This window comes from Paraburkholderia lebeckiae, from assembly GCF_014201005.1.
GTDB classification, from domain to species: domain Bacteria; phylum Pseudomonadota; class Gammaproteobacteria; order Burkholderiales; family Burkholderiaceae; genus Paraburkholderia; species Paraburkholderia tuberum.
The window spans coordinates 22,045-44,669 of sequence record NZ_JACHDK010000003.1 but is presented as its reverse complement, the minus strand read 5'-3'; the positions used below and the strand labels follow the sequence as shown (position 1 = coordinate 44,669).

At 64.4% G+C, this 22,625-nt stretch carries 28 protein-coding genes and 1 pseudogene; 16 read left to right on the top strand and 13 right to left on the bottom strand.

Going from position 1 to position 22,625, the window contains the following annotated elements; translation table 11 throughout:
* Positions 1 to 104 precede the first annotated feature (104 nt).
* The 4 genes from HDG39_RS06760 to HDG39_RS06745 all read left to right on the top strand — a co-directional run bounded on the left by HDG39_RS06760 (position 105) and on the right by HDG39_RS06745 (position 4,816).
* Complete coding sequence (locus HDG39_RS06760; protein ID WP_184004304.1) at positions 105 to 731, top strand: sugar dehydrogenase complex small subunit; 627 nt, start codon at positions 105 to 107, stop codon at positions 729 to 731.
* 109 nt (positions 732 to 840) lie between these two features.
* Positions 841 to 2,442, top strand: coding sequence for a GMC family oxidoreductase (locus tag HDG39_RS06755; protein WP_184004302.1), 1,602 nt, complete (start codon positions 841 to 843; stop codon positions 2,440 to 2,442).
* Positions 2,443 to 2,462: 20 nt separating this feature from the next.
* Entirely contained in the window at positions 2,463 to 3,890 is a 1,428-nt protein-coding gene (locus HDG39_RS06750) for a cytochrome c (RefSeq protein ID WP_184004301.1), read from the top strand.
* 188 nt (positions 3,891 to 4,078) lie between these two features.
* The gene (locus tag HDG39_RS06745; RefSeq protein ID WP_260327562.1) at positions 4,079 to 4,816 is read left to right on the top strand and encodes a metallophosphoesterase; all 738 of its coding nucleotides are present in this window, start codon (positions 4,079 to 4,081) and stop codon (positions 4,814 to 4,816) included.
* 37 nt (positions 4,817 to 4,853) lie between these two features.
* Here HDG39_RS06745 and HDG39_RS06740 read toward each other — a convergent pair whose 3' ends face one another.
* Positions 4,854 to 5,555 carry an RES family NAD+ phosphorylase gene (locus tag HDG39_RS06740; protein WP_184004297.1) on the bottom strand — a complete coding sequence of 234 codons (702 nt, stop codon included), beginning with the start codon at positions 5,553 to 5,555 and terminating at the stop codon, positions 4,854 to 4,856.
* Positions 5,552 to 5,914, bottom strand: coding sequence for an MbcA/ParS/Xre antitoxin family protein (locus HDG39_RS06735; protein WP_018424156.1), 363 nt, complete (start codon positions 5,912 to 5,914; stop codon positions 5,552 to 5,554). Before HDG39_RS06735 ends, HDG39_RS06740 begins: the two co-directional genes overlap by 4 nt.
* A gap of 187 nt (positions 5,915 to 6,101) precedes the next feature.
* Between HDG39_RS06735 and HDG39_RS06730 the strand changes: the two genes are divergently transcribed.
* On the top strand, positions 6,102 to 6,740 hold the full coding sequence (locus tag HDG39_RS06730; protein ID WP_184004295.1) for a hypothetical protein: 639 nt from the start codon (positions 6,102 to 6,104) through the stop codon (positions 6,738 to 6,740).
* Positions 6,741 to 6,779: 39 nt separating this feature from the next.
* On the opposite strand, the gene HDG39_RS06725 is transcribed toward HDG39_RS06730, so the two are convergent.
* Positions 6,780 to 7,631, bottom strand: a complete 852-nt coding sequence (locus tag HDG39_RS06725) for a LysR family transcriptional regulator (RefSeq protein WP_184004294.1) — start codon at positions 7,629 to 7,631, stop codon at positions 6,780 to 6,782.
* Between the two features lie 98 nt (positions 7,632 to 7,729).
* Between HDG39_RS06725 and HDG39_RS06720 the strand changes: the two genes are divergently transcribed.
* Positions 7,730 to 8,119: a tautomerase family protein gene (locus tag HDG39_RS06720; protein WP_184004292.1), complete on the top strand. Its 390-nt coding sequence runs from the start codon at positions 7,730 to 7,732 to the stop codon at positions 8,117 to 8,119.
* A gap of 91 nt (positions 8,120 to 8,210) precedes the next feature.
* Here the strand turns inward: HDG39_RS06720 and HDG39_RS06715 are convergent, their stop codons facing one another.
* The gene (locus tag HDG39_RS06715) at positions 8,211 to 9,110 is read right to left on the bottom strand and encodes a LysR family transcriptional regulator (protein ID WP_184004290.1); all 900 of its coding nucleotides are present in this window, start codon (positions 9,108 to 9,110) and stop codon (positions 8,211 to 8,213) included.
* A 69-nt stretch (positions 9,111 to 9,179) separates the two neighbouring features.
* Here HDG39_RS06715 and HDG39_RS06710 point away from each other — a divergent pair, with 69 nt between their 5' ends.
* From HDG39_RS06710 to arsH, 6 genes are all read left to right on the top strand, one after another.
* Positions 9,180 to 9,473, top strand: coding sequence for a YciI family protein (locus tag HDG39_RS06710; protein ID WP_184004288.1), 294 nt, complete (start codon positions 9,180 to 9,182; stop codon positions 9,471 to 9,473).
* A gap of 429 nt (positions 9,474 to 9,902) precedes the next feature.
* Complete coding sequence (locus tag HDG39_RS06705; RefSeq protein ID WP_184004286.1) at positions 9,903 to 10,235, top strand: ArsR/SmtB family transcription factor; 333 nt, start codon at positions 9,903 to 9,905, stop codon at positions 10,233 to 10,235.
* Positions 10,232 to 10,699 carry an ArsI/CadI family heavy metal resistance metalloenzyme gene (locus HDG39_RS06700; protein WP_184004284.1) on the top strand — a complete coding sequence of 156 codons (468 nt, stop codon included), beginning with the start codon at positions 10,232 to 10,234 and terminating at the stop codon, positions 10,697 to 10,699. Before HDG39_RS06705 ends, HDG39_RS06700 begins: the two co-directional genes overlap by 4 nt.
* Entirely contained in the window at positions 10,696 to 11,217 is a 522-nt protein-coding gene (locus tag HDG39_RS06695; RefSeq protein WP_184004281.1) for an arsenate reductase ArsC, read from the top strand. The genes HDG39_RS06700 and HDG39_RS06695 overlap by 4 nt, the downstream gene beginning before the upstream one ends.
* Positions 11,204 to 12,301: an ACR3 family arsenite efflux transporter gene (arsB, locus tag HDG39_RS06690; protein WP_184004280.1), complete on the top strand. Its 1,098-nt coding sequence runs from the start codon at positions 11,204 to 11,206 to the stop codon at positions 12,299 to 12,301. The genes HDG39_RS06695 and arsB overlap by 14 nt, the downstream gene beginning before the upstream one ends.
* Positions 12,298 to 13,059 carry an arsenical resistance protein ArsH gene (gene arsH / locus HDG39_RS06685; protein WP_184004278.1) on the top strand — a complete coding sequence of 254 codons (762 nt, stop codon included), beginning with the start codon at positions 12,298 to 12,300 and terminating at the stop codon, positions 13,057 to 13,059. Before arsB ends, arsH begins: the two co-directional genes overlap by 4 nt.
* 59 nt (positions 13,060 to 13,118) lie before the next feature.
* Here arsH and HDG39_RS06680 read toward each other — a convergent pair whose 3' ends face one another.
* Positions 13,119 to 13,367 carry a hypothetical protein gene (locus tag HDG39_RS06680; protein WP_184004276.1) on the bottom strand — a complete coding sequence of 83 codons (249 nt, stop codon included), beginning with the start codon at positions 13,365 to 13,367 and terminating at the stop codon, positions 13,119 to 13,121.
* Positions 13,368 to 13,511: 144 nt separating this feature from the next.
* Between HDG39_RS06680 and HDG39_RS06675 the strand changes: the two genes are divergently transcribed.
* Positions 13,512 to 14,216 (top strand): SDR family NAD(P)-dependent oxidoreductase, encoded by a 705-nt coding sequence (locus tag HDG39_RS06675; protein WP_018424166.1) that lies wholly within the window; start codon positions 13,512 to 13,514, stop codon positions 14,214 to 14,216.
* Between the two features lie 85 nt (positions 14,217 to 14,301).
* The gene (locus HDG39_RS06670) at positions 14,302 to 15,147 is read left to right on the top strand and encodes a TOBE domain-containing protein (protein WP_184004274.1); all 846 of its coding nucleotides are present in this window, start codon (positions 14,302 to 14,304) and stop codon (positions 15,145 to 15,147) included.
* Between the two features lie 37 nt (positions 15,148 to 15,184).
* Here HDG39_RS06670 and HDG39_RS06665 read toward each other — a convergent pair whose 3' ends face one another.
* From HDG39_RS06665 to HDG39_RS06650, 4 genes are all read right to left on the bottom strand, one after another.
* Positions 15,185 to 15,895, bottom strand: a complete 711-nt coding sequence (locus HDG39_RS06665) for a sulfate/molybdate ABC transporter ATP-binding protein (protein ID WP_184004272.1) — start codon at positions 15,893 to 15,895, stop codon at positions 15,185 to 15,187.
* 1 nt (position 15,896) lies between these two features.
* On the bottom strand, positions 15,897 to 16,571 hold the full coding sequence (gene modB / locus HDG39_RS06660) for a molybdate ABC transporter permease subunit (protein WP_184004270.1): 675 nt from the start codon (positions 16,569 to 16,571) through the stop codon (positions 15,897 to 15,899).
* A gap of 22 nt (positions 16,572 to 16,593) precedes the next feature.
* Entirely contained in the window at positions 16,594 to 17,367 is a 774-nt protein-coding gene (modA, locus tag HDG39_RS06655; protein WP_184004268.1) for a molybdate ABC transporter substrate-binding protein, read from the bottom strand.
* Between the two features lie 192 nt (positions 17,368 to 17,559).
* Entirely contained in the window at positions 17,560 to 18,261 is a 702-nt protein-coding gene (locus tag HDG39_RS06650) for a phosphatase PAP2 family protein (protein ID WP_026226472.1), read from the bottom strand.
* A 358-nt stretch (positions 18,262 to 18,619) separates the two neighbouring features.
* Here HDG39_RS06650 and HDG39_RS06645 point away from each other — a divergent pair, with 358 nt between their 5' ends.
* Together HDG39_RS06645 and HDG39_RS06640 are read left to right on the top strand one after the other, a co-directional pair.
* A complete protein-coding gene (locus HDG39_RS06645) occupies positions 18,620 to 19,798 on the top strand; it encodes an extracellular catalytic domain type 1 short-chain-length polyhydroxyalkanoate depolymerase (protein ID WP_184004266.1) in 1,179 nt (392 codons plus the stop codon).
* Between the two features lie 109 nt (positions 19,799 to 19,907).
* Positions 19,908 to 20,090, top strand: coding sequence for a DUF3563 family protein (locus HDG39_RS06640; protein WP_018424173.1), 183 nt, complete (start codon positions 19,908 to 19,910; stop codon positions 20,088 to 20,090).
* A gap of 155 nt (positions 20,091 to 20,245) precedes the next feature.
* Here HDG39_RS06640 and HDG39_RS06635 read toward each other — a convergent pair whose 3' ends face one another.
* From HDG39_RS06635 to HDG39_RS06620, 4 genes and pseudogenes are all read right to left on the bottom strand, one after another.
* Entirely contained in the window at positions 20,246 to 20,704 is a 459-nt protein-coding gene (locus tag HDG39_RS06635) for a TspO/MBR family protein (protein WP_184005196.1), read from the bottom strand.
* Between the two features lie 57 nt (positions 20,705 to 20,761).
* Positions 20,762 to 21,318: pseudogene (locus tag HDG39_RS06630) on the bottom strand (FAD-binding domain-containing protein); the annotation flags it as partial.
* A 101-nt stretch (positions 21,319 to 21,419) separates the two neighbouring features.
* Positions 21,420 to 21,839 (bottom strand): organic hydroperoxide resistance protein, encoded by a 420-nt coding sequence (locus HDG39_RS06625; RefSeq protein WP_184005195.1) that lies wholly within the window; start codon positions 21,837 to 21,839, stop codon positions 21,420 to 21,422.
* Between the two features lie 171 nt (positions 21,840 to 22,010).
* Positions 22,011 to 22,463 carry a MarR family winged helix-turn-helix transcriptional regulator gene (locus HDG39_RS06620; RefSeq protein WP_018424177.1) on the bottom strand — a complete coding sequence of 151 codons (453 nt, stop codon included), beginning with the start codon at positions 22,461 to 22,463 and terminating at the stop codon, positions 22,011 to 22,013.
* Positions 22,464 to 22,625: the final 162 nt, after the last annotated feature.

The window sequence follows — 22,625 nt, the reverse complement described above, 5'->3', positions numbered from 1 at the left end:
CGGCGTAAGACCAGGTTTGGGGAAGAGCAAACGAAGCGGCACGCGAACGGCATCATGCCCTCGCCGGGCTGCTCGTCGAGAACGACTCATCATCTGGAGCCCCCATGACAGATGTTCCTGAGGATAACGATGCGCATCCCCACGTGACGCATCGGCAAGGAGCGAAGTCTTATCGCAATGCCACACGGTTCACCGGCTTGCCGCCGTCGTTTTCCGCTTCGCGCAGGGCCTGGGTGCTCGGCTCGTGCGCGACGGCCGCGGCGCTCGCGTTCGCCGGCGCGAGCCGTTCGCCGTCGTGGATCGCGCCCGCCTTCGCCGAAACGCGGCCAGCCGGGGGCGGACTCGATGCCTTCCTCGCGCTTTCGCAACACCTCACCGGTCGTAACAGTTTCGATACCGTGCTTGGCCAACGTGTCTACGATGCGCTGTCGCGTGCCGATAACCAGTTCGCGCAGAACGTCGCGGCGCTGAACACGTGGCTGCAAGGCCACGGCGGCGTGCCGTCCGATATGGTCAAGCAGGCGCTGCAGACCGACCAGCCCGCCCTCGCCAAAACGGTCGGCGCGATCATGCGCGCGTGGTATCTGGGCCTCGTCGGCGACATGCCGCACGTCCAGGTGATCGCGTATGAAAAGGCGCTGATGTTCGAGCCCGTCCAAGACGTGCTCACGATTCCCTCCTATTGCCGCGACGTGCCGTTCTACTGGACGCAGAAGCCGACGCCCGCGTGAGCCGCGCGAGCCCGCGAGCGGGCCGCGCCAGCGGCGCAACCAGCACGCCGGAGCTGCAAGCGTCGCACGAACAGAGCCCGCAACAGGCAGGGCATCGAAGAGAGAAACGATGGCAAACACACAATCCGCCGATCTCGTCGTGGTCGGCTCCGGCGTCGCCGGCAGTCTGGTTGCGCATCAGCTGGCGCTGGCGGGCGCGTCGGTGATCCTGCTCGAAGCGGGGCCGCGCATTCCGCGCTGGCAGATCGTCGAGAACTTTCGCAACTCGCCGGCCAAGTCCGACTTCGCGACGCCGTATCCGTCGACGCTTTACGCGCCGCATCCCGAGTACGCGCCCGCGAACAACTACCTGATCCAGAAGGGCGATTATCCGTACAACTCACAATACGTGCGGCTCGTCGGCGGCACGACCTGGCACTGGGCGGCCGCCGCGTGGCGGCTGCTGCCGTCGGATTTCCAGTTGCGCAAGCTATATGGTGTCGGGCGCGACTGGCCGTATCCGTACGAAACGCTCGAGCCGTGGTACGTAGCCGCCGAAGTGCAGCTCGGCGTGTCCGGTCCGGATAGTTCGATCGATCTCGGTTCGCCGCGCTCGAAGCCCTATCCGATGCAGCAGCTGCCGCTGTCGTACATGGATCAGCGTTTCAGCGACGTGCTCAACGCGCAGGGCTTCAAGGTCGTGCCCGAACCGGTCGCGCGCAACAGCCGTCCGTACGATGCGCGGCCCACCTGCTGCGGCAACAACAACTGCATGCCGATCTGCCCGATCGCCGCGATGTACAACGGTGTGATCCACGCGGAGAAGGCCGAGCAGGCCGGCGCGAAACTGATTCCCGAAGCGGTCGTGTATCGCATCGAAGCGGACGACAAAGGGCTCATCACCGCGGTCCACTACAAGGACCCGAACGGCAATAGCACACGCGTCACCGGCAAGCTGTTCGTGCTCGCGGCGAACGGCATCGAAACGCCGAAGCTGATGTTGATGTCGACCTCCGACAAATTTCCGCACGGCGTCGGCAACAGCTCCGATCAGGTGGGCCGCAACCTGATGGACCATCCCGGCACCGGCGTCACGTTTCTCGCCAACGAACCGCTGTGGCCCGGCCGTGGCCCGATGGAGATGACCTCGGTCGTCAACTTCCGCGACGGCGCGTTTCGCTCCGATTACGCGGCGAAGAAGCTGCATTTGTCGAACGGCGTGCCGACGATGGGCGTCACCGCCGACCTGCTGAAAAAAGGCCTGACCGGCGCCGAGCTCGACCGGCAGATTCGCGACCGCGCGGCGCGCACGCTGAACATCAACAGCTTTCACGAACATCTGCCGGAGCCGCAGAACCGCATCGTGCCGTCGGCAGATCACAAGGACGCGCTCGGGATTCCTCAGCCCGAGATCTACTACTCGATCAACGACTACGTGAAGAGGAGCGCCGCCAATACGCGCGAACTGTATGCGCAGATCGCGACGCTATTCGGCGGCACCGAGGTCTCGTTCGACGACAGCTTCGCGCCCAACAATCACATCATGGGTACGACGATCATGGGCAGCGATGCGGCGAGTTCGGTCGTCGACGCGGACTGTCGCACACACGATCATTCGAACCTGTTCATCGCGAGCAGCGGCGTGATGCCCACCGCCGCGTCGGTGAACTGCACGCTGACGATCGCTGCACTGTCGCTGAAACTGGGCGACAAGCTGAAGCGCGAAATCTGAGCGCCGACCGGAGAGCCACAATGACGAAGAACACCTCTCGCGTGCAGCCGGACCCTGCGCTGATGCACGTCAACCAGCGCCGCCGCTTCGGTGGCGCGGCGTTCGCGGCGGCGTTTTCGCTGTTCGCGCTGTCGATTGCGTGGCACGAGTCGCACGGCCCGGACGCACGCTCGACCGATGAGATGCCGATCACCCACGCGCACGCCGACGCCGCCGCGCAAGCGTCGGATGCTCAAGCCACGCTTGCCGGACCGGCCGCGAATGGCGACCTCGTCAAGCGCGGCCAATACCTGACCCGTGCTGCCGATTGCGCGGCCTGCCATACGGCGGACAAGTCGCGCCCATTCGCGGGCGGCCTGCCGATCAGCACACCGTTCGGCACGATCGTGACGCCGAACATCACGCCCGATCCCGACACCGGCATCGGCCAATGGAGCGACGCCGATTTCATGCGCGCGATGCACGAAGGCATCGGCAAAGGCGGCCAGCGGCTCTATCCGGCGTTCCCGTACACCGCCTATACACGCGTGACCGAACAGGACGTGCTCGCGATTCGCGCGTATCTGAACACGCTCGCGCCGATTCACTACACGCCGCCCTCGAACAGCCTCAAGTTCCCGTTCAATCAGCGCTGGCTAATGGTGTTCTGGAACATGTTCAACTTCACCGAGGGGCGCTTCGTGCCGGACCCGAAACAGAGCCCCGAATGGAACCGGGGCGCGTATCTGGTCGAAGGGCTCGCGCATTGCGAGGAATGCCATACACCACGCAATTTCATGCAGGGGCTGAAGTCGAGCGCGCGTTTCTCCGGTGCGGTGCAGGCCGGCTGGCATGCGTTCAATATCACGCCGGACAAGCTGAGCGGCGTTGGCGACTGGCGCGACGACGAACTCACGTCGTATCTGTCGACCGGCGCGGCGCCGAGCCGCGCAAACGCGGCCGGCCCGATGGGCGAAGTGGTCGCGAACAGCACGCAGTATCTGACGCCGGTGGATTTGCGCTCGATCGTCGTGTTCTTGCGCTCGGTGCCGGCCGTGAGCGGCGGCGACGCGCGTCCCCGTCATCAATGGGGCAAGCCGGCCAGCGACGTCACCGCCATGCGCGGCACCGCGATCACCGGCGTAAACGGCGCGCAACTGTTCGTCGCCAATTGCGCGACCTGTCATAGCTGGACCGGGCAGGGCGTGGGCGCGAGCGCGCCGGGCGCGTATCCGTCGCTGATCCACAATTCGACGGTCGGCGCGAACGACGCGAACAATCTCGCGTTGGTCATTCTGCACGGCGTGAATCGCACGACCGCGCACGCGGACGTGCTGATGCCCGCGTTCGGCGGCCATCTCGACGACGAGCAGATCGCGGCGATCACCAACTACGTGACGAAACAGTTCGGCAATCCGCAGGCGACGATCGCGGCCGACCAGGTGGCGAAGCTGCGCACGCTGCAATAGCGCTCGGGACGACTCGGGCGCGCGCCAGGAGTGACTCGCGCAAACGCGCATTTCCGGTAACGCATACCGCAAATGTGCCGTTTCAGCGTCATTTCTGCGTCGTGCGAGGTCTTTCTTGCTCGATGAAGCGTGCGGATACGATAGGCACCCCGCATACGCGCGCGCGTCGGCCGCATTATCATGGTGGGATGAATTCCACCCCTGCCAACTTCGTTCAGCATCACGACGCCAACGAGGCCGGCCGCGATTTCGTGGTCGGCGATCTGCACGGCTGCGTCGACGCGTTGCGCTACCTGCTGCGTCAGATCGCGTTCGATCCGACGTGCGACCGGCTGTTTTCGGTCGGCGATCTGGTCGATCGGGGCGAGCACTCGGAGCAGGCGCTCGCGCTGCTCGCGAAGCCGTGGTTCCATGCGGTGCTCGGCAATCACGAGGACGCGCTGTGCGCGGTCGCCGACGGCCGCTTGCGGCGGCAGTGGTGGTACGGCATCGGCGGCGCGTGGGCGGTCGACGTGCCCGACGAGCGTCTGCGCTATTACGCCGAGCATCTGCGCACGCTGCCGCTCGTGCGCGTGATCGGCAGCGGCAAGGCGCGCTTCAACGTTCTGCACGCCGAATTTTTCGGCTCCGACGCCGAGCTCGACGCAGGCAATTATTCGGCCGAAACGCGCCAGCAATTGCTGTGGGGTCGCGAACTCGCGCTGGGCAACGGCGATCCGCTGCGGCAGCGCGGGCTGTCGCTGACTTATTGCGGCCATACGCCGGTGCGCGACATCACGCAGATCGGCTCGCAAGTGTTCATCGATACGGGCGCGTTCGGGCCGGACGGCACGTTGACGATCGTGCAGCCGCAGGCGTTGCGTCGTTGGTCGATCTCGGTCGAGGCCGCGCGCGCGGAAGGGGCGGCGGAATTGGCCTTGCCTTGAACGGCTGAAGTCCCCGCGCTGCTTCGCCGCTCTTCTGTCACCCGACCTGATTCAACTCGAACACCATATCGACGCTCGTGCCGTTCCAGTTGTATTCGAGGTATGCCGCGTGATGGCAGTCGCGCAGCAGCATCGTGCGGAACGCCGCGAGGCATTCGCCAGCGCTGTCGCGCACCGACGGATACACGATGCCCGGCGCGCCCGCCGCGCGTACCGCGCGCCCGAGCGCCTGTCCGGGAAGGTAGTCGTCGGGCGACAGCACGGCGGGATCGAACTCGGGGTCGCGACGCAAGTCGACCACGCTGCCTTGTGCGACTACCGTGTAGAGACGCATCTGTTGACGCATCGGCGGCTCGGCGGTCGCCCGGAGAAACTGACCCGTGTGATAGCGTGTTTCGGCAATCGCAGTCGCGCGTGAACGCGCGCAATAGAACACGCCGTAGGTGCCGTCGGAAAAGCGGCTGCCGAGCGGATTCAGATGCGTGAGCGCGGCCATGATCGGCCCGTAGCCGGGCCCGAAACGGCGCTCCTCGCGCGGCACCAGATCGAGTTCGCCGATTTCGGTGCGCAGACGGTCGTTGGTCATCGCTTCGAGCGCGTACAGCGCGTCGAAATCCTCCGGCGATGCGACCCGATCGAACAGGTTGATGGCCGGAAAGCGCGTCGGAATCACGCGATACGCGGGCGACCAATCGAGCGCTGCGCTGGTCCAGCGGTCCTGCCATTGCGGTTGTGTCACGCCCAGCCGCCTCGCATTGCGTCGAGATACTGGCGCACGGCCACGAGATCACTGATGTTGCCTGCCAGCATACGGTCCAGCGCGCGTTTGCCGCCGAACGGCGGCGCGCTGTTGGGGCGTTTGACCCAGGTGTCGGCGGCGCTCGGCTGCGGAAGCAGAATCTGCAGCGCCTTGTAGATACCGAGCAGCAGCGACAGTCGCTCCAGCGTGTCGTGGCTGAGGCGCGCGGTCTCGGGCGTCGCCCTCCACTTGAAGAACGTCGAGCGCCCCGGCTTGCCGAGCAGCACGATCTGCTCGTCGGCGCTCAGGTCCCAGTCGCGCGCGATGTTGAAGAACGCACGCAGACCGGCCGCGGACATCTGCGTCAGCGTGGGTTCCGAAAGCGATTGTCGCGGCGATGCCTCGGGCGAGGAAATTCGGGCAGCGTGAGTCATTGCGGGTAAGTCCCTATGTGTACTTTTTAATGATATTAGTCCAAAAGTGGATTTTTGCAAGAGAATATAATCCCGGCTCGTTTTGGCAGTCGTCGATCAGGAGAAGCAGCAGATGCGGGTTCGAGTAGTAGCAGCGGCGCTGGCCGTATGGTGTGTGTCGGAGGTGGCGTTGGCTGCTGGTTATGCGGAAGTGTGGAATCCGCCGGAGGCGAGCGGGCATATCGCGAGCGGACACGTTACCCGGCAGGCGCACGCGCGGAAGAAACCCGAGGCGGTGAAAGTGAAGGCGGGCGCCAAGGGCGGAGTCAAGACCCAAACTGGTGCGCATGCGCGGCAGACGGCGGGCGCCCGGCACGCGGCAACCCATGTCGCGTCGGCCGGCGCGGCCCACGGCGGCAAACTCGCAGCGCATGGGAACGGCGTGAAACATCTCGTGGCGGGCGGGAACGTGAAGGACGGCGTGAAAGTCGCCGCGTCGGGCCAGAACCGCTCGCACGCCATCGTTGACGCGCAGGCCGCGAAGCCGGCTCAGGGCAAGGTGGTGCACGCCGATTTCGCGGCGGCTCACACCGCGCGTCCGCACGTGGACAAGGTCGCGGCGAAGCCCGCGATTTCCCGTGCGAATCCGATCAAACCGTCCGTGCGGACTTCGCCGGACGCGTCCGCAAACGTTAGCGACATCGCGCCGATGGGCGCCGTGCCCAATCCGGCGACCGCCAGCAGCGGTTCGCTGCCGCCAATCATCCACTGAGGCTGCTTCGAGCGGCGCGGTGTGGCATCGGTCGTGGCGTCACGCCGTGGCGAGGCCGTTTGCAAGCAGCCGCAGCGTTTCCGCCGAGCGGGCCTCGCGCACGCGCGAATGCAGCGTCACACGCGATTCCGGCAGCGCCGGCAGGCTGAGCCGCGCGCCGACGTCGATCAGACCGCGCGGCGCAACCCGACGCGCGAGCGGTGACACGGCGAGCCCAGCGGCCACAGCCGCGCCCACTGCCGCGACGCCACCACCCACAAACACCTCCTGCCAGGCGATCCCCGCCGCCGTCAGCGTGCGCAACGCGACGTCACGCACATTGCACGGCGGGCTCAATAGCGCGAGCGCCAGCGGCTCACCGACTCGCGGCAGCCATGTCGGCGTCGCGAGCCAACCGAGCGGTTCGCTGAACAGCGTCTGCGCGTCATCGCGCGGCGGTTCGTCGGCGCCGTAGCGGACGATCGCCGCATCGAGCCGGCGTTCGTCGAACTGCGCGAGCAACGCCGCCGACGTGCCCATATGCAACTCGACCACGAGGCCCGGATCGTGCGCGTTGAGCCGGCCGAGCAGGTGCGGCAGATCGGAGCCCACGACGTGCTCGCTGAGCCCGAGCACGAGCCGCCGCCGCTCCACCGACAGCGCGCCGAGCGCGCGCTCGTGCGCGTTCAGCAACTCGCGCGCGGCGTTGAGAAACGCGTGGCCGTCGGCGGACAGACGCACGACGCGCGGCGTGCGCTCCAGCAGCTGCTTGCCCAGGTGCGCCTCCAGTCGCTTCAGCTTCAGGCTGACGGCCGATTGCGTGGTGTCGAGCGCGTCCGCGGCGCGCGTGAAGCTGCGCAGATCGGCGACCAGAACAAAGGCCCGCACCGCATCGAGATCGAGGACTTTCATTTCGGATGAAAATGGATGAAATAGGCATGGATATCTGTTTATTATGATGGAGCGCGCCTAAGCTGTGTTCAACCCAACACCGCAACAAGGAGCCCATCATGCCGCTCACCCGAATCTCACTGCGCGCCGGCAAGCCGGCCGATTACCGCCAGGCGCTGACCGCCGGCATCCAGCGCTCGCTGGTTGACACGTTCAACGTGCCGAAGGACGACATGTTCATGCTGATCACCGAGCACACGCCCGACAACATGATCTATGACCGGCAGTACCAGAATATCGAGCGCGGCGACGATCTCGTCATGATCCAATTGACCGTCAGCAACACGCGCCCGGTCGAGCAGAAGAAGGCGCTGTATCGGCGCATCGTCGATGAACTCGGGAAGTCGCCGGGCGTGCGGCCCGAGGATGTGTTCATCAACCTCGTCGAGGTCGAGAAGGAGAACTGGTCGTTTGGGAATGGTCTTTGCCAGTACTGCTCTCGGTTGTAGCGACGCGGGCGGTTGTAGACGACCCGTCTCGGACGCCCAGACTCGCCGACAGCGGTCGTTCGTTTGCCAAGCGCCAAGCCCACCTGCTCGACTACTTGTCGCCATTGACAAGCGTCCCTTCGATCCATCCCAGAACCGCAGACACCCGCGCGAGGCGTCGCACGTCCGGATGGGTCAACGTCCAGATCTCACGCTCGAGAGTCGCCGGGACCGCTTGGTCGACGCGCACGATTCCGGCCGTGTGATCAGCGACGATACATGGCAACACCGATCGGCCGAGTCCGGCCTGGACGCATTGCAGAAGGGACTCGGCATCGTTGACTGCCACGGCAGCCAGGCCACCACCGCGTGTGGCTGCCTCATTTACCCATCGTGCTTGGGGCAGCGACGCCATCTCGTCTTCGTACGTCACCCACGGGAGATTCCGCGCATCATCTTTGCAGGCTTGCGATGCATATACGGCAAAACGGAGCATGCCGATTCGCCGGGCGAAAACACGGTTTCCAACTGCGTCGCCGGGTCTCGCGAGGCGTACTGCGATGTCCGCATCACGGCGACTCAGATTCAGGTCGCGCGCATCAGCTATTAGTTCAATTCGCAGGTCGGGGTATCGACCAAGCAAAGTAGGCAGTGCAGGAACCAGGGCGCGATTGACGAGCACCGGCACAGAGGTCACGCGCACCGAGCCGGTTACGGCGGCATCAATGCCTTTAACGACTTCGGTCAAACCACCGATCTGCGCCTCGACAATTTCCGCGCGCGCGATTACTGCTTCGCCAGCTTCGGTCGGACGCATCTGGCCATCCGTCGCACGTTCGAACAATGTCGCTCCAAGTGCGGACTCGATGGCACGCACCCGCCGCGCGACGGTTGTCGGATCGGCGCTTAGGCGTCGCCCGGCCGACGCGTAGCCCCCATCGCGGGCGACAGCGAGGGCGTACTGAAGATTGTTCCAGTCGAAGGCGCGCATTTTTGCAGTGATGGTCGGCATTTTTCGGTGTTGAGGCCGCAATGATGCCGCACTAAGCTAGGCGCATCCACCTCTACAGGAGATGCAGCCATGCTGTTTGCGGTTCTATTCGAGGACAACGAGAATTGCGCGGCCGATGTGCGCGGCCGGCACATGTCAGAACACCTAGACTTTTTGAGCAGGCATGCGTCAATGATCCGGGCTGCGGGACCGCTTCACCAGAACGAAGATTCAGGCGCGGGCGGGCTCTGGTTAGTGGAGGCCGATACGCCGGAGGTGGTTGATCGCCTGGTGCAGACCGACCCGTTCTGGTCCACAGGTTTGCGTCGATCGGTTCGTGTATTGGTCTGGAAGCAGGTCTTCGCAGACGGCACACGTCTTTGAACCAGGTTGTCGCTCCCACCCCATTCGACGTCGAATGACTTTTAGCGCACCGGGCCGAAGTGTTGAATGCAACAGGACGCCGGTCACGCTGCGAGCAGCCTCGCCCAGTTTATGCCCCTTGACTATCGACGATCTGGGCGACTGTGTCGGACGTCTCCAACTGGCCGTGTCCAGACGCACGCCTTTCGACGGTGCGTCGCCGCCTGTCGCGCGACTCAAGAATCTTGCCAAAGCGTTGTTTGGCTTGCCTTTGAGCAGTTTTCGCCGAATGTTATTTTTTGTATCCTTCGGCAATGGGATTGCGCAGTACGCCAGCCGTCCCGACTAGCAAAATGCGTCATCAAAGAGCGAACCACCGACCAGATTGGACCAGATTGCGACATTTCAACAAAAATTGAAATATAACGGTGAAGTGGATATAGTGTCTTTATGGACACGATCAATGCCGTACGCGCGCTGGGCGCGCTCGCTCACGAATCCCGTCTCGCGATCTTTCGCCAGCTCGTCGTTGCCGGCCCCAAAGGCATGGCGGCTGGCGAAATAGCGCAGCAGTTAGGCATTTCGCCTTCCGGCCTTTCATTCCACCTGAAAGACCTGACACACGCCGGACTGGTGAATCCGCGACAGGAAGGGCGCTTCGTCATCTACACCGCAAACTTCGACGCGATGACGTCGCTGATCGGCTTCCTCACAGAGAACTGCTGCTCCGGTGCATCGTGCGCCGCGAGCGACCTTTCCACCTGCTGCCGAGACGAAACATGAAACGCATGCACATTCACGTGGCCGTGGACAATCTTGCCGACAGCATCCGCTTCTACAGCGCGATGTTTGGCAACGTCGAGCCGACAGTCATCAAGAGCGATTACTGCAAGTGGGAGTTGAGCGACCCCGTCGTGAACTTCGCGATCTCGCAACGCGGCGCGAAACCTGGCGTCGATCACATTGGCATCCAGGTCGAAACCGATGAGGAACTGGCAGAGATGAACGCGCGCTTCGCCGCCGCTGAAGTTCCCGTGCAGCACCAGAGCGGCACGACATGCTGTTACGCGAAGTCGGACAAGGCGTGGACCGTCGATCCGCAAGGCGTGGCCTGGGAAACCTTCCTGACGCTCGAATCGGCTCCCATCTATGGGCAATCTCATACCCAGGCATTGGCAGCAAACGAATCCGCGGCAGCCTGCTGCGCTCCGTCCCCGACAGGCATTTCATTTCGGAACCGCACATGAGCGGCAAACCGTATTCCGTACTGATTCTCTGCACCGGCAACAGCGCACGCAGCATCATGGCCGAGGCGCTGTTCAACGTGCTCGGCAAAGGACAGTTTCGCGCGTACAGCGCGGGCAGCCATCCATCCGGCGCAGTCAATCCGTTCGCGATCGAGAAATGCGCGGCACTGGGCTACGACACCGCGAAGATGCGCAGTAAGAGCTGGGACGAGTTCGCAACGCCCGACGCGCCGCAGATGGACTTCGTCATTACCGTATGCGATCAGGCTGCGGGCGAGGTCTGCCCGATCTGGCCCGGCAAGCCGATCAGCGCACACTGGGGCTTTGAAGATCCCGCCGCCTGCCAGGGAACCGACGGCGAGAAGCGCGAAGTTTTCGACAAGGTCTATCGACAGATCATGAATCGCGTGAGCCAGTTCGTGAACCTGCCGCTGCACGCGCTCAACCACGACGCAATCCAGCGCGAAATGCGTGCCATTGGCGAGCGTCCGGCAGAGGAAACCAATGAGTCGCGCTGAGGCTCGCGCAGCCGCGCGCCCGGCTATCGGCTTCTTCGAGCGCTACCTGACGGTGTGGGTCGCGCTGTGCATCGTGGCAGGCGTGATACTCGGCCAGTTGTTGCCGGGCGCATTTCAGGCGCTCGGGCGCATGGAAGTCGCGCACGTCAACCTGCCCGTCGGCGTGCTGATCTGGGTGATGATCATCCCGATGCTCATCAAGATCGACTTCTCGGCGATGAAGCAGGTCGGCAGCCAATGGCGCGGCATCGGCGTGACGCTCGCGGTCAACTGGCTCGTCAAACCGTTCTCGATGGCCGTGTTGGGCTGGGTGTTCATTCGTCACGTGTTCAGGCCGTGGCTGCCCGTCGAGCAACTCGACAGCTACGTCGCGGGTCTCATCCTGCTCGCCGCCGCGCCGTGCACGGCAATGGTCTTCGTGTGGTCGCAGCTGTGCAAGGGCGACCCGTATTTCACTCTGTCGCAGGTCGCGCTGAACGACTCGATCATGGTCGTGGCGTTCGCGCCACTCGTCGCGTTGCTGCTCGGGCTGTCCGCGATCACAGTGCCTTGGGACACACTGATCGCTTCGGTTGGCCTTTACATAGTGATCCCGGTCATCCTCGCGCAACTGCTGCGCCAACGCTTTCTTCGAAAGGGCGAAGAGCATTTCCGTAGCGTCGTTGCCCGTCTCGGTCCCTGGTCCATCTGCGCCTTGCTCGTGACGCTGGTCCTGCTGTTTGCGTTTCAGGGTCAGCAGATCGTTGAGCAGCCGCTGGTGATCGCGATGCTCGCCGTGCCAATCCTCATTCAGGTGTTTCTGAACTCGGGACTGGCCTACCTGCTCAACCGCCAGTTGGGCGTCGCACATTGCGTCGCTGGCCCGTCGAGTCTGATTGGCGCAAGCAACTTCTTCGAACTCGCCGTGGCCACGGCAATCAGCCTGTTCGGCTTTCATTCGGGTGCCGCACTGGCGACGGTGGTTGGGGTTCTGATCGAGGTCCCCGTGATGCTGCTCGTCGTGGGGGTCGTGAACCGTTCGCAAGCATGGTACGAATCAGGGCAGCGGAAAGTCGCGCCCAACTTGGGGAGAAACGGATCGTGATGAGTGATCTGCCGAACGTCAGCCCTATTCACTTCGATATACCGGACGTGGACAAGCTGACACCCGTAACCACGTCAACGCATCCGCCACGCATCCTGCTGCTTTACGGGTCGCTGCGAGCAACGTCGTACAGCCGGCTGCTGACGCTCGAAGCCGAGCGCATCCTCCGGCATTTCGGAGCGCAAACGCGGGTATTCGACCCGCACGGCCTGCCGCTCGCCGATAGCGTCTCGGCAGATCATCAGAAGGTCGTCGAACTGCGCAAGCTGTCCGAGTGGTCGGAGGGGCAGGTTTGGTGCAGCCCGGAGCGCCACGGCAATCTCACGGCCGTATTCAAGAATCAGATCGACTGGCTGCCGCTCGAGAGCGCGGGAATACGGCCGACCCAAGGGCGCACGCTGGCTGTGATGCAGGTGTGCGGAGGCTCGCAATCGTTCAATGCGGTAAACGCGCTGCGCGTGCTTGGCCGCTGGATGCGGATGGTGACCATCCCCAATCAGTCGTCGGTCGCGAAGGCATACCAGGAATTCGATTCCGATGGCCGTATGAAGCCCTCGTCCTACTATGATCGCGTGGTCGACGTGATGGAAGAACTGATCAAGTTCACGCTGCTCGTGCGGGACCGTTCGGACTATCTGACCGATCGATACAGCGAGCGCAAGGAGGCCGCGCCCCTGCAAGCGAGCGTACTTGCAGGCTCGGCGATGCGACACGAAATCAACTCCAATGCGGACACCGACGACAGCGAAACCGAATGAACCCGACCACCTGCATGCCCGGCTAGAGACGTGGGTGCTGGCGTGGCTGAGCGGACTTGCTAGTCCTTACCCCACCGCCAGCGCGGCGGCTCGCCCTTCAGCCAGCACACGAGCACGAGAGCCACTGTTAATAGCGCGACCAGCAAGGCGAACGTGAGCGGATGACCCGCGGGTCGAAACCGGAAAACGACCACCCCGAGTGACACGAAATACGCGAGCAGCGTCACCCATCCTTGCCAGCGCACGGGAAGGCCCCAACCCCAGCCATAGCGTTTGGCTGGGAACCAGTATTCACGAGAGGGTGACATCGCGCGGTCTCCTGAGTCGTGCGCTTGCTCATTGTCGACGATTCACGGTCGGTAAGTGCAAGCATTGCATCTTCCGCCCTGTATCACGAGCGACTATATTTCCTGGACTGGTTTCAACCCGAGTCCATCGACAGGAAACGTTCCATGCAACCCGCAAACCAGCAAAAAACCGTGCTTCTGATCGGCGCCTCGCGCGGCCTCGGCTTCGCGATGGTCGAGGAGTATCTGAAGCGCGGCTGGCGAGTCATCGCGACCGGCAGACAAAATTCCACGACCAGGCTCCTTCAGCTTGCAAAAGCGTCACATGAAGCACTCGAAGTCGAAACGGTCGACATCACGATGCCCGAACAGGTCGCCGCGTTGCGGGGCCGCCTCGAAGGACGTCCGATCGACCTGCTGTTCGTCAACGCCGGCGTCAAGAACGACGATAGTGAAACGATCGCGGATGTATCGACCGACGAATTCGTGCGCGTGATGGTGACGAACGCGTTGAGTCCGATGCGGGTCGTCGAGGCGCTGCAGGATCTCGTTCGGCCGACTGGCACGATCGGCGTGATGTCGTCGGGGCAGGGCAGCGTCGCCAACAACGAGAACGGCAACTACGAGGTCTATCGCGGCAGCAAGGCCGCGCTCAACATGTTCATGCGCAGCTTTGCCGCACGTCATCGAAGCGATACCAGAACCCTGCTGCTGATGGCGCCCGGCTGGGTGCGAACCGACATGGGCGGGCCGGACGCGCGTCTGAGCATCGACGAAAGCATCCCGAACCTGGTCAGCACGATCGACGCATACGACGGCCGTGCCGGTTTGCATTACCTCGACTACCTCGGCAGAGTCGTGCCGTGGTGAACGGCAAGCGTAGGGGCCAGCCGTAGAAGAGCGCGTCGCTATAATGATTCGCCGCCCTGCCTCGTACCCTCAGCCACTCTCTGCCATGACCATCGACCGCCCCGATCCTCCCCGCGATGCCCTGGAACTCGGCGGCTCCGTCTGGTTTCAGGCGGGCACGCAGACGCTCGGCGGCGCGGCCCGCATCGCGCTGCTTGCGGCGATTGGCGAGACCGGCTCGATCACGAGCGCGGCGAAGGCGGTCGGCATCAGCTACAAAGGCGCGTGGGATGCCATCGACACGATGAACAACCTCGCCGGCGAACCGCTCGTCGTGCGTCTGACCGGCGGCAAGGGCGGCGGCGGCACGACGCTGACGCCGCGCGCGGTGAAGCTGATCGAGACGTTTCGCGCGGTCGAGCGCGAGCATCGGCGCTTTCTCGAACGCGCCGGCGCGGCGATCGGCGAAGGCTTCGCGACGGACTGGGACCTGATCGGCCGCATCGGCGTGAAAACAAGCGCGCGCAATCAGTTCTACGGCACGGTGTCGGCGATCGAGCGCGGCACCGTCAACGACGAAGTGTCGCTCGCGCTGCCCGGCGGCCACACGATCGTCGCCGTGCTCACGCACGAGAGCACCGAAGCCCTCGGGCTCGCGGTCGGCGTGGCGGCGTTTGCGCTGATCAAGGCGTCGTGGGTCGTTTTGCTCGTACCGGGTGATGGCGATCGCGGTGCGCCGTTGAACCTGTCGGCGCGCAATCAGTTGCGTGGCACCGTGCACAGCGTGAAGCGCGGCGCGGTGAACGCGGAAGTGTCGCTCGGGCTCGAAGGCGGCGCGGTGGTCACGGCGGTCGTCACCAATGGCAGCGTCGACATGCTCGGTTTGCAGGAAGGCGCGAGCGCGGTCGCGGTGTTCAAGGCGTCGAGCGTGATACTTGGCGTGAAGGATTGAGGTTGCCGGGGCGTAACGAAGGCGCAATGCCGCCCGCTCAACGAGGCGACGCCTCGCTGCGCGCATATCCTGCGAACGGATGATCCTCGCGCACGCGGCCGTCGCTGACCTGCACGACCTGATCGCCGAATGCGGCGACGTCGTCCGGATCGTGCGTGATCAGCACCATCGGAATATCGAGCCGCGTTTGCAGGTCCGATAGCTCGCGCCGCATGCGCTGGCGCAACTCGCTATCCAGTGCGGAAAACGGCTCGTCGAGCAGCAGCAGGCGCGGCTGTGAAACCAGCGCGCGCGCGAGCGCCACGCGCTGCTTCTGCCCGCCTGACAGCTGCGCCGGGTGATTGCCCGCCACGCCCCTCAATTCGAGCGCATCGAGCCAGTAATCGACCTGCGCATGCGCGCCGCACGCACGCGGATTGAGCCAGCCCCGGTGCAGCCCGAAGCCGATGTTCTGCCGCACGTTCAGATGCGGAAACAGCGCGTAGTCCTGAAACAGATACGCGATCTCGCGCGCCTGCGGCTTCTGATCGATGCCGACCGCGCTATCGAACAAGGTGGTGCCGTGCAGCGTGATGGTCCCTTCATCGGGCCGCAGCAAGCCGGCGATCGCCTGCAAGGTCAGGCTCTTGCCCGCGCCCGACGGCCCGAACAGCACGAGCCGCTGCGTGCTCGCGCTAAACGCGACGTCGAGCGTGAAACGCCGCTCGGCGGTCTCGAAGGTCTTGCGGATGGCGACGTTGAGCGGCATGTCAGCGGGCTCTCAGAAGCGTGTGCTGCGGCACGAGACGCCCCGCAAGCAGCAGGATCGTCACGCACGCGACCGATGTCACGAGCACGAGGAAGTTGGCGGTGCTGTCGTCGCCGGCCTGCACCGCGGAATAGACCGCGACCGACAGTGTCTGCGTGCGGCCTGGCAGATTGCCCGCGATCATCAGCGTCGCGCCGAATTCGCCGAGCGCGCGCGCGAACGCGAGCAGACCGCCCGCGAGGATGCCGCGCGCGGCGAGCGGCAGCGTCACGCGGAAAAACACCGCGGCTTCGCTGACGCCGAGCGTGCGCGCCGCGCGCTCCAACTGCGGATCGACGCCTTCAAAGGCGGCGCGCGCGGACTTCAGAACGAGCGGAAACGCGACCACCGTCGACGCGATCACCGCGCCCTGCCACGTGAAGACGAGCTGGATGTCGATGCGGTCGAACCACGCGCCGATCACGCCGCGTCGGCCGAGCAGCACGAGCAGGTAGTAGCCGAGCACGGTGGGCGGCAGCACGAGCGGCAGCATCAGCAGCGAATCGATCACGTCGCGCGCGCCGGAGCGCCAGCGCGACAGGCCAAGCGCGGCCGCGACGCCGAGCACGAGATTGAGCGCGGTGGCCCAGCCTGCGACCTTCAGCGATAGCAGCAGCGGAACCCAGGCCTGTTGCATGAGCGTGTGCACTCCCCGTGAATCAATGCGCCGGCCTGAAGCCGTACTTCGCGAGCACCGCCTGGCCGGCCGGCGACAGCACGAAGTCGATGAAGGCTTGCGCGTCGGCCGCGTGATGGCTGCCTTCGAGCTGCGCGATCGGATAGCTGATCGGCGTTTGCGTCGGCAGGTTCAGCGCGACCTTGACCTTGTCGGGCATGATCGCGGCATCGGTGCCGAACACGAAGCCGGCGTCGACTTCGCCGCGCGCGACGTAATCAAGGCTCTGACGCACGTTCGACGCGAGCACCGCCTTGGCGCTGACCGCGTCCCACACGCCGGCGGCCTGAAGCGCGTCCTGCGTGTAGCGGCCAACCGGCACCGAGGCCGGATCGCCGAACGCGACGCGCTTGACGTTCGCGGTCGTCAGCGCGTTGAGGTTGGCGGGCGCGAAATGGCTGTCGGCTGGCACGATCAACACCAGCGAGTTGGCGGCGAAGTCGCGCCGCGTCGACGGCACGATCACCTTTTCGGCGGCGGCCTTGTCCATTGCCTTCTGATCCGCGGACGCGAATACGTCGGCGGGCGCGCCTTTGACGATTTGTTGCATCAGCACGTCGGACGCGCCGAAGTTCAACAGAACCTTGGTGCCCGGATGCTGTTGCTCGAACGCGTCGCCGACCGCCTTGAACGCGTTGGTCAGGCTGGCGGCGGCCGAGACCACCAGTTCATCGGCGTGGGCATCCACGCTGATCGCGAGGGCGGCGGCTGCTGCGACGCACAGCGCGTACTGCTTCAGATGGCAAGAGGGTGTCATGAAGGACCTGGAGTCTGACGTGAACGGGAAGCGGTGGCTTAAAAACGCTATCGTAATATATGCGCGGTTATAGCGGTGCGCGAAACGGTCGATTCGGCGCAGCGCTTCACGTATGGCGTGAAGCGCGAGCAAAGTGCTACGAAACTGTAAAAGGAAGCTTGAAAACGCGGCGGAAGGGCCGGCGCAGCGTGCTCAGATGTCCAACGCGCGCATCGGCTCGAGCGTATTGCGCGTTTGCGACAGCGGCGCGGCCGACGGTCGGATGTCGCGTGGGGACCGCCATATCGCGCGAATGAACGGCCGGTCGTGGCCGGACACCTTCAATGCGATATGCGTGACCCAGCGCTGCGTGGGCACGTGCACGCCGTGCATCAGGATTGCCAGCACCATCAGGCTGACGGCGACCGGGAGCGCCGACAGCCGGCCCGGCTCCGCATTCCACGCGATGCGCACGAACACGAGCGCGGCGAGCGCGCCGACGAGGCAGCCAGTCACGGCTTCGGACGGCGAATGCGCGCTCAGCACGACGCGCGACAAGCCCACCGCCAGGCCGGCGGCAAGCCCCCCGAGCACGCCGAGCAGCCGGACGGCGCGGCGCGCGGGCAATAGCATCAAAAACAGCGCGACCGGATAGACGGCCGTGGACAGCATGGAGTGACCGCTGACGCCGGTGAAATCGAGCTCGCGCACGCCGACGCCCCAGCCGAGGAAGGCGAGCTTGGTCACGGTCACGACGCCGATCGCCGTCCCGAGCAGCGCGAGCCAGCAGGCCGCGAGCCGCCACGAGTAGCCGACCGCCAACCACAGCGCGATGGCGAGCGCGAGCGGCAGCGTCAGGCCGGCGCCGCCGAGGCTGGTGATCGAATACCACAGGTGGATTGGTAAATCGGGCATGGCGGGAGCGCGACGCGGGTCGCGTGAAATCGGGTTGGTGGAAATCGGCGCGCGGCCGGCACGAAACGCCGATGCGGCCCGGATCGACACGTCGGGAGATCAACCGCCAGTATAGTCGGGTGTCGCGCGACGGTCTTGCGGCGCACAGCGCTTTTGCACGCCGAATGTGGGTTGCCGAACGGCTGTTGACGTGGTTTGACGACAGGTCCCCGGCAAGGTTCGCGACGATCGGAATGGGCAGGAAGGGCGGCGCTGCTGTTCAGCACCGCAGGAAAAATGATGTTATTGTGCATTGCACAACTTTATCCGATCCGCAGTTTTGGGATCCGCATTTATCTCTTTTGCGAGGTTATCGCCGATGGCAAAAAGCCTGTCGAAAATCTGGCTGCGCGGTTTCAAGCGCCTGCTCGCGATCCAAACCGAACACGCGCAAAAAACCGCCAAGCGAGCGCAGGCGCGACCGGTTCGCGCCGCCACCACCAAACCGTCGAGCAAGGCTCATCCACTGAAGCCGGCTGCCGCGCTACGCATGCCGATGAAACGCGAAGCGCCGCGCGAGTCGCGCGTGCGTCCACGCGCGGCCGCGTGGGCGAGCGGCGCGTGGACGCGCTCGTTCCATTCCGCGCCGGCCGCGCCGGGCCGGCTGGTCAATCACCTGCAGTACGGGCTCTATATCCCGTCCGGACACGCGCATGAGGCGATGCCGCTGGTCGTGATGCTGCATGGCTGCACGCAGTCGATCGACGAATTCGCCGAGGGTACGCGCATGAACCTGCTCGCCGACCGCTACGGCTTCGCGGTCGTGTATCCGGAGCAATCGAAGCACGCGCACTCGCACCGCTGCTGGCATTGGTACGATGCCGGCGATAACGCCGGCGGCGCGGAAGCGCGCGCGGTCGTGTCGCTGGTGGATTCGCTGGTCGAGCAACACGGCTTTGACCGCGCGCGTGTCTACGTGGCGGGGATTTCGGCGGGCGCGGGGCTGACCGCGCTATTGGCCGTCAAGTACCCCGGGCATTTCGCAGCGGTCGCGCTGCATTCCGGCCCCGCTTTCGGCGAGGCGCGCTCCGGCATTACCGCGATGGACGTGATGCGCCGCGGCGCGCGTCGTGAGCCGGTGGAACTCGTCGACGAAACCACGAACGTCGCGCAATACCCGGGCATGCCGGCATTGATCGTCCACGGCGATGCCGACCATGTGGTGGCGCCCGTCAACGCGGACCAGTTGGCGACACAGTTCCTGCGTCTGAACCGCCTCATTGATGCAAGCGGCGCGCGCAAAACCGGCGAGACGCGCGAAGACCGCAAAAATGGCGTCGTGATGCGCGACTATCTGCGCGGCGGGCGGCGCGTGGTGCGGGTTTGTCGTGTGCAGGGGCTGGGTCACGCATGGGCTGGCGGCGACGATGCGCTGCCCTTCCATTCGTCCAAGGGCCCGGACGCGAGCGCCATGCTGTGGGAATTTTTCCGGCATCAGCGTCGCACGGACGCGGGCCGCATCGCGGAAGGATTGGCGGCATCGTCGGTCGGGCGGTGACGTCCGAGCAACACCTCGAAAATGAGCAGTGGCGTTAAATCAGGGTTTTCCCTATAATACGGGTTATCCCCTAGGCGTAAACGCCTATCCATCATTGCCGAGGTGAACCATGTATCTGATCAGCCGCCTGTTCCTGTTTCTGACCAAGTCGCCGGACCAGCTCGCGAAGGAGCGCGCTGACGCCTATCTCGCTGAAGCGACCGATCTCTACGACCTCGAATTCCGCATGCGCAAGCTCGATCAAGAGACGAACGTGCGTCAGCCGTCGTGGATGAGCCAGCACTACGGCTAAGCCGACTGCCTGGAATCGGCAACAGGCCGTCAGCAATCGGAACATCGGCGCGTGGTGAGGCGCTGGTGTTTGGGGTTGGCCATCAAGGCTATTGCCCGTATCGCGCGCTCCCTTTACTCATCGCGCGGCCTTCGCGCCCGCTTGGCAGGCTCCGCTCAAGCAGCCGGATTCAGCTGCCACAACGCATAGTTCAAAAGCGCGGCGTATGCGACCCACACGACATACGGCATGAGCAGAATGCCCGCGAGGCGATCGCGCCGCCAGAACACGTACGTCAGCATCACGATCAGCAGCAGCAGAATCAGGATGTCGATCAACGCCGTCTCCGGCCGATGCAGGCCGAAAAACAGCCACATCCACGCGGCGTTGAACACCAGTTGCACGACCCACAGTACGATCGCCGCGGTCAGGCCGTCGCGCTTCCACACGCGCCACGCGGAAAACGCCATCAGCACGTAAAGTACGGTCCAGACCGGTGGGAAAACCCAATTCGGCGGATTGAACACGGGCTTTTGCAGGCCCGTGTACCACGCGTCCGGCAGAGACAGACTCGCGGCCCAGCCGGCCGCCAGCGTCAGGATCAAAAACACGAGCAGCGACGGCAGACGGCGCATCTTCACCCCCTTCAGACCTTCTTATTCAGTAATGTGAGCAGGCACTCACTTTCCGTATCAGACCAGTGTGCGCTCGCGGGCCTGTGCGTGGTCGACGATCCGTTCGGGATGATTCCCCCCAGTACCATGCACCGAATACCGCGAGCCGCTCCGCGCCGGCCAGCCACAGCGCGGGAATCCATTTTGCCGGCAACTTCGCGAGCTGCGGTAGATATCGTTTGATAAAGCGACCGTCGGGGTCGAATTTTTCGGATCGTGTGACCGGATTGAAAATACGGAAGTGAAGTTGCGCGCCGCAGCCGGTCGAGGCGGCCCACTGCCAGCCGCCGTTGTTCGCCGGGAAATCGAAGTCGTTCAGCAAATCGGCGAAGTATCGCTCGCCGAGCCGCCAGTCGATGCCGAGATCCTTCGCGAGGAAGCTTGCCGTGACCATCCGCAGACGGTTGTGCTTATAGCCGGTCTGGTTCAACTGCAGCATCGCGGCATCGACGAGCGGATAGCCGGTGCGGCCGTCGCACCAGGCGGCGAACGCTGCGTCGGCCGAGCGACCTTTTTCCCAGCCCCAACTGCTCGTATTCCCGCTTGAACGGCGCGCCTTTCGCGAGGAGCGGGTGGCGCCCGCACCCTGCACGATAGGGCCGGGCGCGGCACCGGGTAATGCGCCGTGAGCGGTTCTTCTTGAGCATTGCTGATCGGCGCAACGGCCGACCTGACCTCAAGCGACGTGCAGACGAACCGCGACGTTGTTACGCGTAGCGTTCGAGTACGGGCAGACCTGGTGCGCTGCATCCACCAGTTCCCTGGCAGCGTCCGCAGCCAGACCCGGCAAAGTGATGCGCAGGTCGATGTCGAGCGCGAAGCCGCCCGTGTCGTTCGGACCGATGCCGACGTCGGCGGAAACCTGCGTATCGGCCGGCAGGGCCTGTTTGCGCTGGCCGGCGACAAACTTCATGGCGCTCAGGAAACAGGCCGAGTAGCCGGCTGCAAAGAGCTGTTCGGGATTCGTGCCTGCTGCGCCATTTCCGCCGAGTTCACGCGGTGCCGCCAGCTTCACGTCCAATGCATTGTCCGACGATACGGCGCGGCCGTCGCGGCCGCCGGTGCTCGTTGCGCTTGCCTTGTAGAGGATGTTCATGATGCAGCTCCTAGTCTGGGGTGTCAGGGTTGGCATGTTTGCCGCTGGCTGGCGGTTCGCCGGTCTGGCGAAGCGCTAGCGAAGCGGCATGTGACCACGATAGTACGCAAATTATTTGTGTGCAAATGAATTTTGCGATGGAACCGGAACTAGTCCTTTTCAGTTATCGCACTACTGGTCCATGAAGTCGTTGAGCGTCGTGCGCAGGCGTGTGAGGTCGTCGCGCAGACGCAGCAGGAAGTCCGCCGTCTGCTGCGTCGCGCAGAAGATTTCGCCGGGCACGTCGCGCGCCTGACGCTTGAGCGCCTTGCCCGCGCCCGTCAGGCGAATGTAGACGAGGCGCTCATCGTCGGTGCCGCGCGCGCGCCCGACGAGTCCCTGCGCTTCGAGGCGCTTGAGCAGCGGCGTGACCGTCGCCGGATCGAGATTCAGGCGCGCGGCCATGTCCTTGACGGTGACGTCGTCGGTTTCCCACAGCACGAGCATCGCCAGATACTGTGGATACGTGAGTCCGAGCTTTTCGAGCAGCGGCTTGTACGCTTTCGTCATCGCGAGCGAGGTCGAGTAGAGCGCGAAGCATAGTTGCTCGTCGAGCGTAAAGGGGAGAGCGGGGCGCTGGGTCATGATTCATCTCGGCGAAAAGAGCGTGCAAATGGATTGCACGCAAACCATTGTGCCGCAAGTCGATTCAGGATGCCGTGCGTCGGGAACAGGTGTGTCGACAGAGACGTCGGGAAGGTCCGCGCGGAACACGCGGCGCGCGCGGGCGCCAGAACGGCTCCCGCG